We start from the raw sequence: 16,340 nt of genomic DNA, 5'->3' as shown, positions 1-16,340 counted from the left end.
GGATTTATCGGTGATCAATCGTCCCGATGAACCTTTTCTTTACGCTCGTGCCGTTCCTGTGCGGCAAGGGACAGTGTCGCAATCGGACGGGCATCCAGACGTTTCAGGGAAATCGGCTCCCCTGTTTCGTCGCAATAACCGTAAGACCCGTCCTCGATCCGGCGCAGGGCGCTGTCGATCTTGGCAACCAGCTTGCGCTGGCGGTCCCGTGTGCGCAATTCCAAAGCGCGGTCGGTTTCTTCGGAGGCACGGTCAGCAACGTCCGGAATGTTCCGTGCGCCTTCCTGCATACCTTCGATGGTGTCTTTGCTGTCTGACAGAAGATCCGCCTTCCAGGCCAGTAGCTTGCGCCGGAAATATTCTGATTGACGTTCGTTCATAAATGGTTCGCTGTCGACCGGACGGTAGTCGGCATCAAGAATGACTTCAGCTTTCATTCTTTTCTCCCTAAAAAAATCACTATGCAGTGCCATGACGTTCTCACCCAACGTTTGCGCATCCAATATCCGAGTCGTAACGTATTGTCACCCCACTTCCTTCTTAGGTTGCAGCATTGTGACGGGAATACTAGATTGCCCCCAAGCTATCAGGGAAAAGCAGAAAAATGAAGTTTGAAGGCACGCAACAGTATGTTTCCACCGACGATCTGACCGTAGCAGTGAACGCTGCAATCGCGTTGGAACGCCCTTTGCTGGTCAAGGGGGAACCCGGAACCGGCAAGACCGAACTGGCGATTCAGGTGGCCAAATCACTGGGATTGCCGCTGCTGGAATGGAATATCAAATCCACCACAAAGGCCCAACAGGGCCTGTACGAATACGATGCGGTTAGCCGCCTGCGCGACAGTCAGCTTGGCGAGGAACGTGTCCATGATGTGAAAAACTACATCAAGAAAGGCAAACTTTGGGAAGCTTTTGAAGCCGGCGACCGTCTGGTGTTGCTGATTGATGAAATCGACAAAGCCGACATCGAATTTCCGAACGATCTGTTGCAGGAACTCGACAAGATGGAATTCTACGTCTACGAGACCGGCGAGACAATCAAAGCCAAGAAACGTCCGATCGTGATCATCACGTCGAACAACGAAAAAGAACTGCCCGACGCCTTTCTGCGCCGTTGTTTCTTCCACTACATCCGTTTTCCAGAAATGGAGACTTTGAAACAAATCGTAGAAGTTCACTTCCCCGGCATCAAACCCGCGCTGGTGGCAGAGGCTCTGACACAGTTCTACGACATACGCGAAACACCGGGGCTGAAGAAAAAGCCCAGCACCTCTGAGGTGCTGGACTGGTTGAAACTGCTGCTGGTTGAGGACCTCGACCCTGCGGATATGAAGCGGGACGGCAAGGACGCCCTGCCCCGCCTGCACGGTGCCTTGTTGAAAAACGAACAGGATGTGCATCTATTTGAGCGGCTCGCCTTTATGGCGCGGGGCAACAGATGACCACAAGCGTTCGCTATGTAACTCCGGCGGATGAATCCGACTGGCGGGCGTTGTGGAAGGACTATCTGGCCTTTTACGAAACCAGCCGCGATGAAGACGTCTATGCCGGAACGTGGAAGCGCATTCTCGATCCGCAGGAAGGCATGTTTTCGATGGTGGCCGAAACGCCAGACCACGGTGTCGTCGGTATCGTTAATTTTCTGTATCACAGCCATTTCTGGGGGCCAGAGAACCGCATTTATCTAAACGACCTCTACGTGCGCCCCGATATCCGTGGCACCGGAGCGGGCAAAGCCATGATCGACGCCGTCGTCGCCCATGCAAAGGAACATAATTGCCCGCAGGTCTGGTGGTTAACAGCGGAAGATAACACCGTCGCGCGAAAGCTTTATGACGGCGTGGCTACGCTGGCCCCTTTTGTAAAGTATCAGATATGAATTTCTGGCGCGGCGCAGCCTTCGGACTGTCGGTGATGGCCCTCTCTGCCTGCGCAGGACCGATGGCCGATGTGGTGAGCAAACGCTCCGATCCCACCGTCCAACTGTCAGGGATGAAAACCTTTCACGCGCCGCCCCCGGCCGCTGGTGTGGCCCGCTCCAATCTGGATGTGTTTGAGGAATTTCTGGACCTGACCTTCGCACTGGAAAGCGGACAGGATCTGACAAAGTTGTCCCGCTTTGAAGGGCCGATCACGGTGGCTCTGGTAAACCCGACACATCAGGTGGTGGGGCAGGATCTCGACCGGCTGATCAAACGCTTGCAAACAGAGGCGAATATCCCGATTTCGCGGGTTCAAACCGCTGCTGCGGCCAATATCGTGATCGAAATGGTGTCCAAACGCCAGTTGCGCCGCGCCGCGCCCACCGCCGCCTGTATCGTGGTCCCCCGCATGAGCAGTTGGGCAGAGTTTCGCAAGAACCGTTTTAACCGCCGCGCAGACTGGACCTCTCTGGAGGTGCGCAGCAGGGCTGCGGTTTTCATGCCGCGCGATATTTCCCCGCAGGACGCGCGGGATTGCTTGCACGAAGAACTTGCACAGGCCATCGGACCGCTAAACGATCTTTATCGCCTGCCGGATTCTGTCTTTAACGATGATAATTTTCACATTGTTTTAACCCCTTACGACATGATGATCCTGCGCGCTATGTACGCGCCGGAATTGCACTCGGGCATGGCAAAACACGAAGTCGCCGCCGTGTTGCCCCGCATTCTGGCCCGTGTGAATCCGCAGGGTGCCGGTCTTGCTCCGCTGCATCGACAGGAATCGCCGGGGTCCTGGGTGCGTAAGATCGAGATCGCTCTCGGGCCGGATGCTTCTGACAAAACCCGTATCGAGGCCGCGGCGGATGCGGTGCGCATTGCACAGCAACTGGGGATGACCGATCACCGGCTCGGCTTTAGTTACTACGCCCGCGCCCGCGTCACCGCTGCCACAAATGGTGTGGAAGCTGCAGCAGACTATGCCCGTGCCTACGCAAATTTCTCAAAGATCTTCGGACCGTACGACATTCACACCGCCCAGGCCGGATTGCAGATGGCATCCCTTGCCATGTCGAGCGGAGAGTTCCGCCAAGCGCTGCAGTTCATCGAAAGCGGTTTAATTACCGCAAAAACCGCACAAAACGGCCGTTTGATGTTCAGCCTTCTGGCTATGAAAGCGGAAATCTACAAACTTGCAGGGCGCACAGATGAAGCCACCGCGCTGCGCACGGAAGCCGTTGCATGGGGGCAGTACGGCATCCATCCGCCAAGCGAGATCAACAAGCGGCTCGATTTCATTGCAAACCTGCCTCCCCGCCTGCCCCAGAAAGAAAGTTAAGCTATGTTTACAATTCCGGCCTTCCTGATCGGCGCAATTATCGGGTGGTACCGCGCCCGCAAATTTGGCGGCAAAACCGCGGATAAACTGCAGTATAGTGTCATTCACGGCATCATTTTCTTCCTCCTTGCGCTCTTTGCAACGGTTATGGTGGACTGGTTGGGGTTGGTCTAAATGTTCCTGCGTTTCTTTGAAGCCCTCCGCGCTGCGAAAATTCCCGTTTCCCTGAGGGAGTATCTGGCGTTTCTTGAAGCCATGAAAACCGGCCTTGTGCTCTACGATGTGGAGGGATTCTACTTCCTCGCCCGTGCCACGATGGTGAAAGACGAACGCAATCTCGATAAATTTGACCTGGTATTTGCAGATGTGTTCAAAGGCATGGAAAACCTCTCTGTAGATGACATCCTGAACGCCGTGGATGTGCCCGACGACTGGTTAACCAAACTGGCAGAAAAGCATCTGACACCCGAAGAAATGGCCGAAATCGAAAGCCTCGGCGGGTTTGACAAGCTGATGGAAACCCTGAAAGAGCGCCTTAAAGAGCAGGAAAAGCGCCATCAGGGCGGGAATAAATGGATTGGCACAGCGGGCACCTCTCCCTTCGGGGCGTACGGTTACAATCCTGAAGGCGTTCGGATCGGCCAAAAGGAAAGCCGTCACCAGAAGGCGACGAAAGTTTGGGACAAGCGAGATTTCAAGAACCTCGACGATTCTGTAGAGCTTGGCACACGTAATATTAAGGTCGCGTTAAAGAGGCTGCGGAAATGGGCCCGCGCCGGGGCCGAAGACGAGCTGGACCTGAACGGTACAATCCGGGCGACTGCTGAACACGGCTATCTGGACGTCATCACCCGCCCCGAGCGCCGCAATGCGGTTAAGGTACTGTTATTCCTTGACGTTGGCGGTTCAATGGACAGTTACATCAAGCTGATCGAAGAGCTTTTTTCGGCGGCAAAAACCGAATTCAAACATATGGAATATTTCTATTTTCATAATTGTTTGTACGAAGGTGTCTGGAAGGACAACGCACGGCGCTGGACCGAGCAAACCCCCACATGGGATGTATTGCGGACCTATGGATCTGATTACAAATGTATTTTCGTCGGTGACGCCGCGATGAGCCCCTATGAAATTGTCTATAAGGGCGGCGCGAACGAGCATTGGAATGAGGAGCCTGGACAGGTCTGGCTGGAACGGGCGCAGGAACAATGGCCCGGCTCGGTCTGGATCAATCCGGTAAAAGAACAATATTGGCAGTACACCCATTCGACCATGATCCTTAAGGAAATCTTTAACGATCGCATGTATCCAATGACGCTAAAGGGCATCGAAGCGGCTATGAAAGAATTGGGCCGCTAGTCGCCTGCGGTTGGAAAAGTTGGACACATTCGGGTGAACCTCTTGCGGGTGGCTTGACAGGTTGGCATCGCGCCTTCAGGCTTTTTACATGTTTTTTCGCTCCTTTATATTTGTAGCGATGCTGGCTGGACAGACAGCGGCGGAATGCCCTGCGCTGCCGGAACGTCAGACGGAAAGATCTGACCTGTTAGAGAAACTTGCAAAAGCTGACGATTATGGAACAGCACAGCGCGCAGCCAATGCGCTTTGGCAATTCTGGCACGTGGCACCGGACGAAATTTCACAAGAAATGCTGGATTCCGGCGTGGACGCAATCCGCTATGGGAATTACATTCTGGCTGAAGAAACGCTCACCCGATTAATCCGCTATTGTCCTGAATATGGCGAAGGCCATAACCAACTGGCATTCGTTTATTTCCTGCGAAGACAGGATTCGAAATCTTTGGACCTGTTGACCCGCGCTCTCGAACTGGAGCCAGCCCATTTTGGCGCCCTATCCGGCATCGCATTAATCCACATTCGCAACGGCCGGACAGCGCTGGGTCATATCTACTTGCGACGTGCGGTCGCCCTTCATCCTTGGCTAAATGAACGGGCCCTGCTGGAACAACCGGTTCCCGACGGAAGCACCGCTAACGAATTGTAAAGTTCGGAGCGCCACGAATTGGTCCTTCAGACCCACATCATAGCGCCTACCTGTGAAGAAAACGTTAAACACCGATAGCCTTTTTACCCTTCCGTAAAAACTCAACCAATTTAGTGAGCAAGATCACTTTTTTGCCGTAAAATGGTTGTCGGCAGATTTGTTTTTTTTATAACCTTAAGTTGAGGCTGGATTTTGGTATTTTTGACCGGATAATAAGGCCTTACGGGGCATTGGCCCCTTCATTTAGCATAGCCTCCGGCGAATCTTGATCGCGTCGGATGCGTTTAAAAACTCTAACGGGAGAAAAATTAGAAATGGCTGACTTTATTGGGACCGAAGAAGACGACGGCTTGGTTGGCGGGCTGTTTTCCGACATGATTGTGGGCATGGAGGGAAACGATCTTCTTGCGGGTCTGAATGGCGATGACACCCTGGACGCCGGAGCCGGGGACGATGTTCTGATCGGGGGAATCGGAGACGACGTCATGTTTGGCGGCAGCGGGAATGACAAGATTGTCATGACAGCCGGTGACGATCAGGTATTTGGTGGTGGCGGTAACGATAAATATTTCGTTAACGGTTATGCGGGTGACTGGTCGCTGATAACCGACACCTCGGGCATTGATACACTGAATTTCGCGGGCGGCATTACCGGCGCGGACATTGACCTGTCGCCCGGTGCCCTGTCTTACGTGGACGACCGTGTGATCGAAATTTCTGGCCTCAAAGACTCCGAGCGCCCGTTGGAACTGGTGCTTCTGCAGGACCTGTCCGGCTCCTTCTCCAATGACCTCGTTACGGTGAACGGTTTGGTGGACGACCTCATCACCTCGGTCAGCGGGCTGGCGGATGATGTGCGTTTGGGGCTGACCTCTTTTATTGATAAACCGCTGTCACCTTTTGGATCGTTTGGGGATCACGAATACAAGACCGAGCTTGGTCTAACCAGCGACACGGATGTCTGGAAGACAGCGGTGACAGGCCTTTCTACCGGTAGCGGAAATGACGGGCCGGAATCCCAGATGACGGGTCTATTGCAAGTTGCCTTGCGCACTGCCGAGGTCGGCTGGAGCTCCTCCTCTCTTAAAGTTGTCGTGCTGACCACGGACGCCAGACCCCATTTCGCTGGCGACAATCCGGACACCGCAAATAATGGAGACACCGTGCTGGACGGTCCGGGTGGAGACGGCACCGGTGAGGATTATCCCTCGGTCGAGATGGTTAAAGCCGCGCTGCTCGACGCGGGGATTATACCCGTGTTTGCTGTCACTTCTGACGTTACGGCCGACTATCAGGCTCTGGTTGATGCTTTTGGTTTCGGTACGGTTGTGCCTTTAAGTTCGGACAGCTCGGACATTATCGCAGCCTTTGAAGACGGTATTAGCGGCGCAGCGGATTCGCTGATCGAAAACGCCATTGGGACTGCCCACCGCGACGATATTTTCGGCAATAGCGCGGATAACATGATCAAAGGCAAAGCCGGCAATGACAAAATTCGCGGTGCCGGCGGCGATGATTACCTAAAAGGAAACAAAGGCAAAGACAAACTAGATGGCGGCAAGGGCCATGACATGCTCGACGGCGGGGCCGATAAGGATAAACTGACAGGCGGTGCCGGAGCCGACACCTTTGTCTTTGATGTTTCCCATCCGGATCATTCCCGCGATGTGGTGAAAGACTATGAAGACGGTGTCGACAAAATCATGGTGCTGAATGACACAATGCTGTCCTTTGCCGACATTGACGTGCGGCAGGCCGGCGGCAAAACTATCCTGTCCCATGACGGCGATGACTTTGCCTTGCTGAAATCCACCAATTCAGCGGATATTGATGCAACTGACTTCGTGTTCGACATCGCCTGATCGCTGACGCATTCAGATTCATCGTAATGATCCCCATACTGCCCCTGACACATTGTGCTGTCAGGGGCAGTTTTCTGTTTCAGGCACATATCTTTCGCAGGCTTTTCTATTCATTTACTTTCCTTTCATGCAGGGGCTGGTCTTTCCCAGCTTACTTCCCATATCTTAAAATATGCTGAAACTGACTCCGATCCTTCTCGCCCTGCTTTACGGCTTTGTTTATTATAGATTTTCAATCTGGCGGACCCAATCGGAGCTGGATGCGAAATCTACTGAACTGGCCGATCCTGTGTTGCGAAAACTGTGTAAACGCATGGCCGATTCGCTGGATCTGGCGCAGGTCAAAGTGCATATTTACGAGATTGATCCGGTGAACGGGCTTGCCGCGCCGGACGGGCGCATTTTTATCACCCGCGGTTTTTATAGGAAATACCAAAGCGGTGAGGTCAGCGCCGAAGAAATTGCCAGCGTCATCGCCCATGAGCTCGGGCATGTGGCGCTTGGGCATTCGCGGCGGCGAATGATTGATTTTTCAGGACAAAATGCTATTCGAGTCGCGCTTGGCATGGTGTTGGGGCGTCTTATTCCGGGGGTTGGCATCTGGCTTGCGGGGATGTTGTCAGGGCTGCTGGCGGCCCGTTTGTCGCGGCAGGATGAGTATGAAGCGGATGCCTATGCTGCGGCGCTTTTGACCAAATCGGGCATCGGAATCGCTGCGCAGAAATCCCTGTTTACCAAACTTGACGCGCTGGCCGGAAGCAGCGGCCAGCCGCTCGCCTGGTTGATGAGCCATCCGAAAACCGCCGAAAGGATTGCCGCGATTGAGAAACTGGAACATCGCTGGCAATAAATTTCCGACTGTTTACCATTAATTTACACTCCTGCCCTTATGTTCCTCATCAACAGCCGAACGCAGCGTGAAAGGGCAACTGATGTTGAAACGGTTACACTATGAGAGCCGGATCACCGGACGGCTCGGACCGTTGGCTTTGCTGACGCTGCAAAAAAAATGTGTCCGCCGCAATATAGAGTCGGGCATTACCAGCTTTTTGTTCGTTGACAGGCAGCGGATTTTTCAGGTGCTGGAGGGAGAAACCGAAGATGTAGATGCAACGATGGAGCGGATTGCCAGCCACCGGATGCACAAAGACATAAAGGTTCGTGCGATCATGCGGTGTTCGGAGCGCAAGTTTACCAGTTGTCCCTTTGGCGTGACCACACTTCACGATGCAGAGTTCAAGCGCGTTATGAATGCGGGCATGCAGCGGGACTTTTTCAAGCTGGACGTGCTTCAGGCGGAGCGGTTTTTAGGAATTATAGCTTCCCGCAAGCGACGGGCGCTTCGGCCGGAGGAGTTCGAGGCGAGCGCCAGACGGTTCCATTCCAAAGCTGCCGGTCGGACCGCTTCGTCAGCGGCACACACGCCTCAGGGTGGCAAGATCTATGTGCCAGGTCACCAACCGGATAAACGGGCGGAGGCTTGAACGCCCCTTGCGCTGCCCCCGTTTGGGCGCCGATCACACAGAAACGCTCGGCTTCACGTTCAATAAGCTATAGCGCGCAGTTTATCGGATTTGTTGCGCGGGGTTCCAGTTTGCCGCGGGACCAAGAACCTGAACTGACTTGCTCAACTCTGGCATTATTGCCTGACATCCAGATACCGCCGCAGTGAAAATCTGATCTCGCCCTGAACCCTTACGTGTTTTTTATCTTTTCACCGGATTAAATCTGCGTATAAAGGCTGCATGATTACGCAGACACATATCCATAATATCGCCACCGCTTTTGGTGCCACTGCTGCTGCGCTTCTACTACTTAGCCGCCTCTGAGCGTGTCGGGGTCCGGCGCGTGCGCTCAGGGGAGAGTCAAATCCGCGCTGGAACGAACCCGAAAAGCTAAGTAAATCAAAGAGATACTGAAATGAACGATACAGCAATACAAGACCGCGTCTTGATTTTTGACACCACTTTGCGTGACGGGGAGCAATCCCCCGGCGCCACCATGAGCCACAATGAAAAGCTGGAGATTGCCCAGTTGCTGGACGAAATGGGTGTGGACATCATCGAGGCCGGTTTTCCAATCGCCAGTGAAGGGGATTTCAACGCGGTCAGCGAAATTGCCGCCCGTTCCCAGAATGCTGTGATTTGCGGTCTGTCCCGCGCGGACAACCGCGACATTGACCGCTGCTGGGAAGCGGTCAAACACGCGAAACAACCGCGTATCCACACGTTTATCGGCACCTCCCCCCTGCACCGTGCTATTCCCAATCTCAATCAGGATGAGATGGTGGAACGGATCCACGACACCGTAACCCACGCCCGCAACCTCTGTGACAATATCCAATGGTCTCCGATGGATGCGACGCGCACAGAGGATGACTATCTTTGCCGCGTGGTTGAAGTGGCGATCAAGGCCGGTGCGACGACGATCAACATCCCCGACACCGTGGGCTATACCGCCCCGCGCGAAAGCGCAGAGCTGATCCGGATGCTGCTGGAAAAAGTGCCGGGCGCGGATGAAATTATCTTTGCCACCCACTGCCACAACGATCTGGGCATGGCGACCGCGAACTCTCTGGCTGCGGTTGAGGCCGGAGCCCGTCAGGTGGAATGCACCATCAACGGACTGGGCGAGCGGGCGGGCAACACCGCACTGGAAGAGGTGGTCATGGCGCTGAAAGTGCGCAACGACATCATGCCCTACCGCACCGATATTGACACCACCAAGATCATGAACATCAGCCGCCGTGTCGCCACCGTCAGCGGTTTTCAGGTGCAGTACAACAAGGCCATCGTCGGCAAGAACGCTTTCGCCCATGAAAGCGGCATCCATCAGGACGGCATGCTGAAGAACGCCGAAACCTTTGAGATCATGCGCCCCGAAGACGTGGGTCTGTCCGAAACCAACATTGTGATGGGCAAACATTCGGGCCGTGCGGCGTTGCGTTCCAAGCTCAAAGACCTCGGGTATGAGATGGGGGACAACCAGCTTAAGGATGTCTTTGTCCGGTTTAAGGCCTTGGCCGATCGCAAGAAGGAAGTGTACGACGACGACCTGCTCGCCCTGATGAACGACGAAGGCACCAATGCGGCGAACGATCGTGTACAGGTGAAATCATTGCGGGTGGTTTGCGGCACCGAAGGTCCGCAGCAGGCCGATCTGACCCTGACAATCGACGGCGTTGACCACAGCGTTTCCGCCACGGGCGATGGTCCGGTGGACGCTTCGTTCAATGCTGTGAAACAGCTGTTCCCCCACAGCGCGACACTGCAACTGTACAACGTGCATGCCGTGACCGAAGGTACAGATGCGCAGGCAACTGTCTCGGTTCGGATGGAAGAGGCCGGCAAGATTGTGGTGGGCCAATCCGCCGACACTGACACCGTTGTGGCCAGCGCACGGGCCTATGTGAACGCCCTGAACAAGCTGCTGGTGCGCCGCGAAAAAACGGCTCCGGCGTAGACAGCCTGATTCTTGAATAAGACAACGGGCAGGTTGCAAAAATCTGCCCGTTGTTCGTTATGTGCAAGTATTAAGTGAAAGAATGGGCAAAGCCCCCCTATTCTTGGCGCGATAACGCCTATTTTTCACAAGCCCCACCTTTACCCCGCGCGTCCGACCTCGCTATAAACAGGCCTTCTGCACCGTGTTTCTGCACGGTACCAATTCGTGCAAGCAAAGGCGGCAACGCATGTATGGAAAACTTCAGGGTTTATTTTCTGTGGATATGGCAATTGACTTGGGGACAGCAAACACGCTGGTCTATGTCAAAGGTAAAGGCATCGTTCTGAATGAACCTTCGGTTGTCGCCTATCACATCAAGGACGGTGTCAAACGGGTTCTGGCCGTTGGGGAAGACGCCAAGCTGATGCTGGGCCGCACACCGGGTTCCATCGAGGCAATCCGCCCGATGCGCGACGGTGTGATTGCTGATTTCGACGTGGCCGAAGAGATGATCAAACACTTCATCCGCAAGGTGCACAAACGCTCTACCCTGACCAAGCCGCGCGTGATTGTCTGCGTGCCTTTCGGGGCGACTCCGGTTGAAAAACGCGCGATCCGCCAGTCGGTTCTCTCCGCCGGGGCCCGTAAGGCTGGGTTGATTGCAGAACCGATTGCCGCTGCAATCGGGGCCGGTATGCCGATCACCGACCCGACAGGCAGCATGGTTGTCGATATAGGTGGCGGGACCACCGAGGTTGCGGTTCTGTCGCTGGGAGACATCGTTTATGCGCGGTCCGTGCGCGTGGGCGGGGACCGGATGGACGAAGCGATCATCAGTTATCTGCGCCGCCAGCAAAACCTGCTGATCGGGGAAAGCACTGCGGAACGGATCAAAACCACCATCGGCACGGCCCGTATGCCTGAAGACGGGCGCGGGACATCGTTGGAAATTCGCGGGCGCGACCTGTTAAACGGTGTGCCGAAAGAAACCGAAATCACACAAGCGCAGGTCGCGGATGCGCTGGCCGAGCCGGTGCAGCAAATCTGCGAAGCGGTTATGACCGCCCTTGAAAGCACCCCGCCCGATCTGGCCGCAGATATTGTGGACCGCGGCGTGATGCTGACCGGAGGCGGTGCACTGCTCGGGGAACTCGATCTGGCCCTGCGCGAACAGACCGGACTGGCGATTTCTGTCGCAGACGAGAGCCTGAACTGCGTAGCACTTGGCACCGGTAAATCGCTGGAATATGAAAAGCAACTGCTTCATGTTATTGATTTCGACAGCTAATGCCTGTGACGGATATTCATGGCCCATCAAAATGACAGCGAGGTCTATTTTCGCCGCGTCGTAAGGCGCGTGCTGATCTCTGTCCTGCTGGTTTTTCTGGTCGCGATCTTCATGATCTGGCGGATCGACAATCCCCGTGCCGAACGGTTCCGCATGGCGATGATTGATCGGGTTGTGCCCAATCTGGAATGGGTGTTCGCGCCCGTGGCCCATATGTCCAACATGATTTCGGATTTTCAGGCCTATTCGCGTATTTACCAGCAAAATCAGGAACTTCGCCGTGAATTGCAACAGATGAAAGCCTGGAAAGAGGCTGCCATCCAGTTGGAGCAAAAGAACGCGAAACTGCTAGATCTGAATAACGTCAAACTGAACCCCAAACTGACCTACACCACCGGAGTCGTGCTGACAGACAGCGGCAGCCCCTTCCGCCAAAGTGCGCTGATCAATATCGGGCGGCATGACGGTGTGGTTGACGGCTGGGCGGCGATGGACGGTTTGGGGCTGGTGGGACGGATTTCCGGTGTCGGCAAGAACGCCTCCCGTGTGTTGTTCCTGACCGACAGTTCCAGCCGCATCCCGGTAGAGGTCACGCCTTCGGGCCAAAAGGCCATTCTGGCGGGCGATAACACCCCCTTGCCCCCGTTGGAGTTTATCGACGGCGTGGATCAGGTGCGCGCCGGTGACAGGGTTGTCACTACGGGCGATGGCGGGGTGTTTCCGCCGGGTCTGCTGGCGGGAACCGTGTTTCTGAGCGGCGACGGCCGTCTGCGGGTGAAGCTGGCGGCGGATTATCGCCGTCTGGAATTTCTGCGCGTGATCCGCCACCTGCCCTCTGCGCCGATCTCCGAACCCGGCCGTCTTGTCGGTCCAACCCTGCCCGGTCAGGTGAGTGCAGGCCCCGATGGATGATGTCTCGCTGGTTCAGCTTTGGGCCCGCCGCTCGCTTTATATCGGGACCGGATTTGCCATCATCCTGTGGTCTATCGTCCCCTTTGACCTTAGCGCGGGCGCCCTGCCCGGTCCTGATATTCTTTATTGCATCACAATGGCTTATGTAGTGCGCAAACCCGAATGGGCGCCGGTTTGGGCGGTGTTTCTGGTCTTTTTCTTCCGGGACATCCTTACCCTTGCGCCGCTTGGCCTGTTCACCCTTTTGATCGTACTCGGCACAGAGGTGGTACGCTCAAACATTCAGGCGTTTCGCGAGTATAGCTTCGGACTGGAGTGGCTCTGGATGGGCACGATCTTCTTCATCATCACCATCCTGCAACAGATCATTTTGCTGATGACCCTGACCCATACACCAAGATTTGTAGAGCAGCTCTATCTTATGGTTTTCACCATTTTGCTCTATCCTGTTATTGTCGGCGTGATGAAATTCGGTTTCGGCTTCCAGCGGCCCCGTCCCGGGGAGTTGGACGCTTGGGGAAAAAGACTATGAGACGCCCTGTCAAACCCGGTCGCCTGCGCCAGATGCTGACACGCCGCACAATCCTGCTTGCAGGGTTGCAGGCGGGTATTATTGGCACGCTTGGCGTTCAGATGCGCCGGATCGCGGTAGAGCAGAACCAGTCTTTCCGCCTGCTCGCTGAGGAAAACCGCGTCAACATCCGCCTGATCCCCCCTGTGCGTGGCCTGATCTTTGACCGTCTGGGCAAACCGCTGGCCTATAACGAGCCGAATTACAAAATCGACATGGTACGAGAGCAATCGGGCGACCCTGAAACCGTCCTGCGCCGTCTTGCGACCATCATTCCGATCAGCGAATCCGACATCACCAGCGCATTGGAAGAAATGAGCAAGCGACGCGGCTTTGTGCCAGTCACGGTTGCCGAAGATCTCGATTGGGAACATATCGCCGCGGTCAGCGCGAACGCCCCCGCCTTGCCCGGCATCACGCCAGAGCTCGGGCACTATAGGATCTACCCACAAGCCGATGATTTTGCCCATATTCTGGGGTTTGTCGGGCCGGTTTCGGATTACGATCTCAGCCAGACCGATGACGATGACCCGCTGCTGTTGATCCCCCGTTTCCAGATCGGCAAGAACGGGATCGAGCGGCGCATCGAAAAACCGCTGCGGGGCAAATCCGGCGTTAAACGGATTGAAGTGAACTCCATCGGGCGCGTCATGCGGGTATTGGGCCGCGAGGAAAGCCAGCCCGGCGCCAATGTGCAACTGACCATCGACAACCGCCTGCAACGCTATGCGATGGAGCGGCTTGGCAAAGAAAGCGCTGCTGCCGTGGTTATGGATGTGCGCAACGGCGATATCGTGACATTGGCCTCTGCACCCAGCTTTGACCCCAATAAATTCGTGCGCGGCATTTCTACCACCGACTGGAATGCGCTGAACACGGATATTTACAAACCGATGCTGAACAAGACCGTCACCGGCACCTATCCTCCGGGGTCTACCTTCAAGATGGTTACAGCCCTCGCTGCGCTGAAAGGCGGATTTGTGAAGCCCGACGACAAAGTCTATTGCGGCGGCTATCTGGAGCTGCACAATCGGCGGTTCCATTGCTGGCGGCGGGGCGGCCACGGCAAGGTCAACATGCACGACAGTCTGAAAAAATCCTGCGATGTTTATTATTACGAGATCAGTCAGGAAGTGGGCATCGAGAATATCTCTGCGATGGCCAAAGAGTTGGGCATCGGTGTGGAACACGAACTGGAACTGCCCGCCGTGCGCGAAGGGCTGGCCCCAACCAAGGACTGGAAAAAACGGCGCAGGGATGCTGATTGGGTGATCGGGGATACGCTGAACGCCTCCATCGGTCAGGGCTTCGTGCTCGCCTCCCCGATGCAGCTCGCGGTGATGACAGCGCGAATTGCTTCTGGCACCAAAATTTCCCCCCGTTTGGTGAACGCAATCGACAACCGCCCCCAGCCCGTCAAAGGACGCGAGCCCCTTGATATTGATCCCGAACACCTGAACGCCGTGCGCAAAGGCATGTACGGCGTCGTGAACGAGCGTGGCGGCACCGCCGGACGGTCCCGCATCCGCAAGGAAGGCTGGGATATGGCCGGAAAAACCGGCACCAGTCAGGTCCGCTTCATCACCAAGGAAGAACGCGCACGCGGCGTCATCCGCAACCGTGACCTGCCTTGGGAACGCCGCGACCACGCGTTGTTTGTGGCCTATGCCCCGGCCGACAATCCGCGCTTCTCGATCTCCGTGGTTGTAGAACACGGCGGCGGCGGCTCCACGGTCGCTGCGCCGATTGCACGGGACATCATGCTCGAAGCGCTCGAACTTTCCGAAGATATGGATTACCGCTCGCTGCCCACAGACGTGCGCGCCGGACGGGAGCGCCCGGACGACAAAGCATGAGCTATCTCGAACAGAATATCCGCACCATACCCACCGGCCTATCCAAAGTGCTCTACTTCAACTGGCCGCTGGCCCTGTTGCTGACAGCCGTGGCCTGCACCGGCTTTCTGATGCTCTATTCCGTGTCTGGCGGAGACATCGAACGCTGGGCCCAACCCCAGATCATCCGCTTTGCGCTCGGCATGGGGGTGATGATCTTCATGGCTTTTATCCCGATCAATTTCTGGCGTGAAATCAGTGCCTTCGCCTATATCATCGGGATCGCATTGCTGGTGGCGGTGCCCTATATCGGGGAAACCCGTGGCGGGGCGCAACGCTGGATCGATTTGAAATTCATGACACTGCAACCCTCCGAGTTGATGAAAGTGGCGGTGGTGATGGTGCTGGCGCTCTATTACGACTGGCTGGACGAACGGCGCATTTCCCGTCCTTTCTGGGTTGCGCTGCCAATCCTGCTGATCCTGCTGCCAACCTTTCTGGTGCTCGGCCAGCCGGACCTTGGGACTGCGCTACTGATCATGGCCGGAGGCGCGATAGTCATGTTCATCGCCGGTGTCAGTTTCTGGTATTTCGGCATTGCGATCCTGTCCATCGTGCTGCTGGTAACAGCGGTTATCGCCTCCAAAGACACCGAATACCAAATGCTGAAAGACTATCAGTACAAACGGATCGAGACCTTCATTGATCCCTCATCCGATCCGCTCGGGTCGGGGTATCACATCACCCAGTCCAAAATTGCGCTTGGGTCGGGCGGTCTGACGGGGCGCGGTTTCATGCAAGGCACCCAGCAGCGGCTGAACTTTCTGCCTGAAAAACACACGGACTTCATTTTCACCACTCTGGGAGAGGAATTCGGCTTTGTCGGCGGCATCGTATTGCTGGCGCTATACGGGCTGATCCTGATCTTTTGCTATGTTTCGGCCCTGTCAAACAGGGACCGCTATGGGTCACTGGTGACAATTGGGGTCGGAACGACCTTTTTCTTCTACTTCGCGGTAAATATGTCGATGGTCATGGGTCTGGCCCCTGTGGTGGGCGTGCCGCTGCCGCTGGTCAGCTACGGCGGATCGGCCATGATGGTCTTGCTGATCGCCTTCGGACTGGTACAAAGCGCCCATGTCCACCGACCAAGATAAGGC

16 protein-coding genes are annotated in these 16,340 nt (G+C 55.6%); 15 read left to right on the top strand and 1 reads right to left on the bottom strand.

Features of this window, described 5'->3' with window-relative positions; all coding sequences use genetic code 11:
• Positions 1 to 14 precede the first annotated feature (14 nt).
• Positions 15 to 437, bottom strand: a complete 423-nt coding sequence (dksA, locus tag BFV97_RS07420) for an RNA polymerase-binding protein DksA (protein ID WP_069299704.1) — start codon at positions 435 to 437, stop codon at positions 15 to 17.
• A gap of 167 nt (positions 438 to 604) precedes the next feature.
• Between dksA and BFV97_RS07415 the strand changes: the two genes are divergently transcribed.
• From BFV97_RS07415 to rodA, 15 genes are all read left to right on the top strand, one after another.
• Positions 605 to 1,444: an AAA family ATPase gene (locus BFV97_RS07415; protein ID WP_069299703.1), complete on the top strand. Its 840-nt coding sequence runs from the start codon at positions 605 to 607 to the stop codon at positions 1,442 to 1,444.
• Positions 1,441 to 1,881, top strand: a complete 441-nt coding sequence (locus BFV97_RS07410; RefSeq protein ID WP_069299702.1) for a GNAT family N-acetyltransferase — start codon at positions 1,441 to 1,443, stop codon at positions 1,879 to 1,881. Before BFV97_RS07415 ends, BFV97_RS07410 begins: the two co-directional genes overlap by 4 nt.
• Complete coding sequence (locus BFV97_RS07405; protein WP_069299701.1) at positions 1,878 to 3,263, top strand: DUF2927 domain-containing protein; 1,386 nt, start codon at positions 1,878 to 1,880, stop codon at positions 3,261 to 3,263. The genes BFV97_RS07410 and BFV97_RS07405 overlap by 4 nt, the downstream gene beginning before the upstream one ends.
• A 3-nt stretch (positions 3,264 to 3,266) precedes the next feature.
• Positions 3,267 to 3,437 carry a hypothetical protein gene (locus BFV97_RS18865; RefSeq protein WP_172827902.1) on the top strand — a complete coding sequence of 57 codons (171 nt, stop codon included), beginning with the start codon at positions 3,267 to 3,269 and terminating at the stop codon, positions 3,435 to 3,437.
• A complete protein-coding gene (locus BFV97_RS07400) occupies positions 3,438 to 4,622 on the top strand; it encodes a vWA domain-containing protein (RefSeq protein ID WP_069299700.1) in 1,185 nt (394 codons plus the stop codon). It abuts the gene before it with no gap.
• Positions 4,623 to 4,710: 88 nt separating this feature from the next.
• Entirely contained in the window at positions 4,711 to 5,268 is a 558-nt protein-coding gene (locus tag BFV97_RS07395) for a tetratricopeptide repeat protein (RefSeq protein ID WP_069299699.1), read from the top strand.
• A gap of 314 nt (positions 5,269 to 5,582) precedes the next feature.
• Positions 5,583 to 7,130: a M10 family metallopeptidase C-terminal domain-containing protein gene (locus BFV97_RS07390; RefSeq protein WP_069299698.1), complete on the top strand. Its 1,548-nt coding sequence runs from the start codon at positions 5,583 to 5,585 to the stop codon at positions 7,128 to 7,130.
• Positions 7,131 to 7,302: 172 nt separating this feature from the next.
• Complete coding sequence (locus BFV97_RS07385; protein ID WP_069299697.1) at positions 7,303 to 7,980, top strand: M48 family metalloprotease; 678 nt, start codon at positions 7,303 to 7,305, stop codon at positions 7,978 to 7,980.
• Positions 7,981 to 8,062: 82 nt separating this feature from the next.
• A complete protein-coding gene (locus tag BFV97_RS07380) occupies positions 8,063 to 8,614 on the top strand; it encodes a BLUF domain-containing protein (protein ID WP_069299696.1) in 552 nt (183 codons plus the stop codon).
• A 436-nt stretch (positions 8,615 to 9,050) separates the two neighbouring features.
• The gene (locus tag BFV97_RS07375; protein ID WP_069299695.1) at positions 9,051 to 10,592 is read left to right on the top strand and encodes a 2-isopropylmalate synthase; all 1,542 of its coding nucleotides are present in this window, start codon (positions 9,051 to 9,053) and stop codon (positions 10,590 to 10,592) included.
• A 229-nt stretch (positions 10,593 to 10,821) separates the two neighbouring features.
• A complete protein-coding gene (locus tag BFV97_RS07370) occupies positions 10,822 to 11,862 on the top strand; it encodes a rod shape-determining protein (protein ID WP_069299694.1) in 1,041 nt (346 codons plus the stop codon).
• 18 nt (positions 11,863 to 11,880) lie between these two features.
• Positions 11,881 to 12,774, top strand: coding sequence for a rod shape-determining protein MreC (gene mreC, locus BFV97_RS07365; RefSeq protein WP_069299693.1), 894 nt, complete (start codon positions 11,881 to 11,883; stop codon positions 12,772 to 12,774).
• Positions 12,767 to 13,306 carry a hypothetical protein gene (locus tag BFV97_RS07360; protein ID WP_069299692.1) on the top strand — a complete coding sequence of 180 codons (540 nt, stop codon included), beginning with the start codon at positions 12,767 to 12,769 and terminating at the stop codon, positions 13,304 to 13,306. The genes mreC and BFV97_RS07360 overlap by 8 nt, the downstream gene beginning before the upstream one ends.
• Positions 13,303 to 15,201, top strand: coding sequence for a penicillin-binding protein 2 (mrdA, locus tag BFV97_RS07355; RefSeq protein ID WP_069299691.1), 1,899 nt, complete (start codon positions 13,303 to 13,305; stop codon positions 15,199 to 15,201). The genes BFV97_RS07360 and mrdA overlap by 4 nt, the downstream gene beginning before the upstream one ends.
• Complete coding sequence (gene rodA, locus BFV97_RS07350; protein ID WP_069299690.1) at positions 15,198 to 16,337, top strand: rod shape-determining protein RodA; 1,140 nt, start codon at positions 15,198 to 15,200, stop codon at positions 16,335 to 16,337. The genes mrdA and rodA overlap by 4 nt, the downstream gene beginning before the upstream one ends.
• Positions 16,338 to 16,340 lie beyond the last annotated feature (3 nt).

Origin of the sequence: Neptunicoccus sediminis, from assembly GCF_001719615.1 — a bacterium.
GTDB lineage: Bacteria > Pseudomonadota > Alphaproteobacteria > Rhodobacterales > Rhodobacteraceae > Amylibacter > Amylibacter sediminis.
This window is presented reverse-complemented; position numbering and strand designations above follow the sequence as displayed.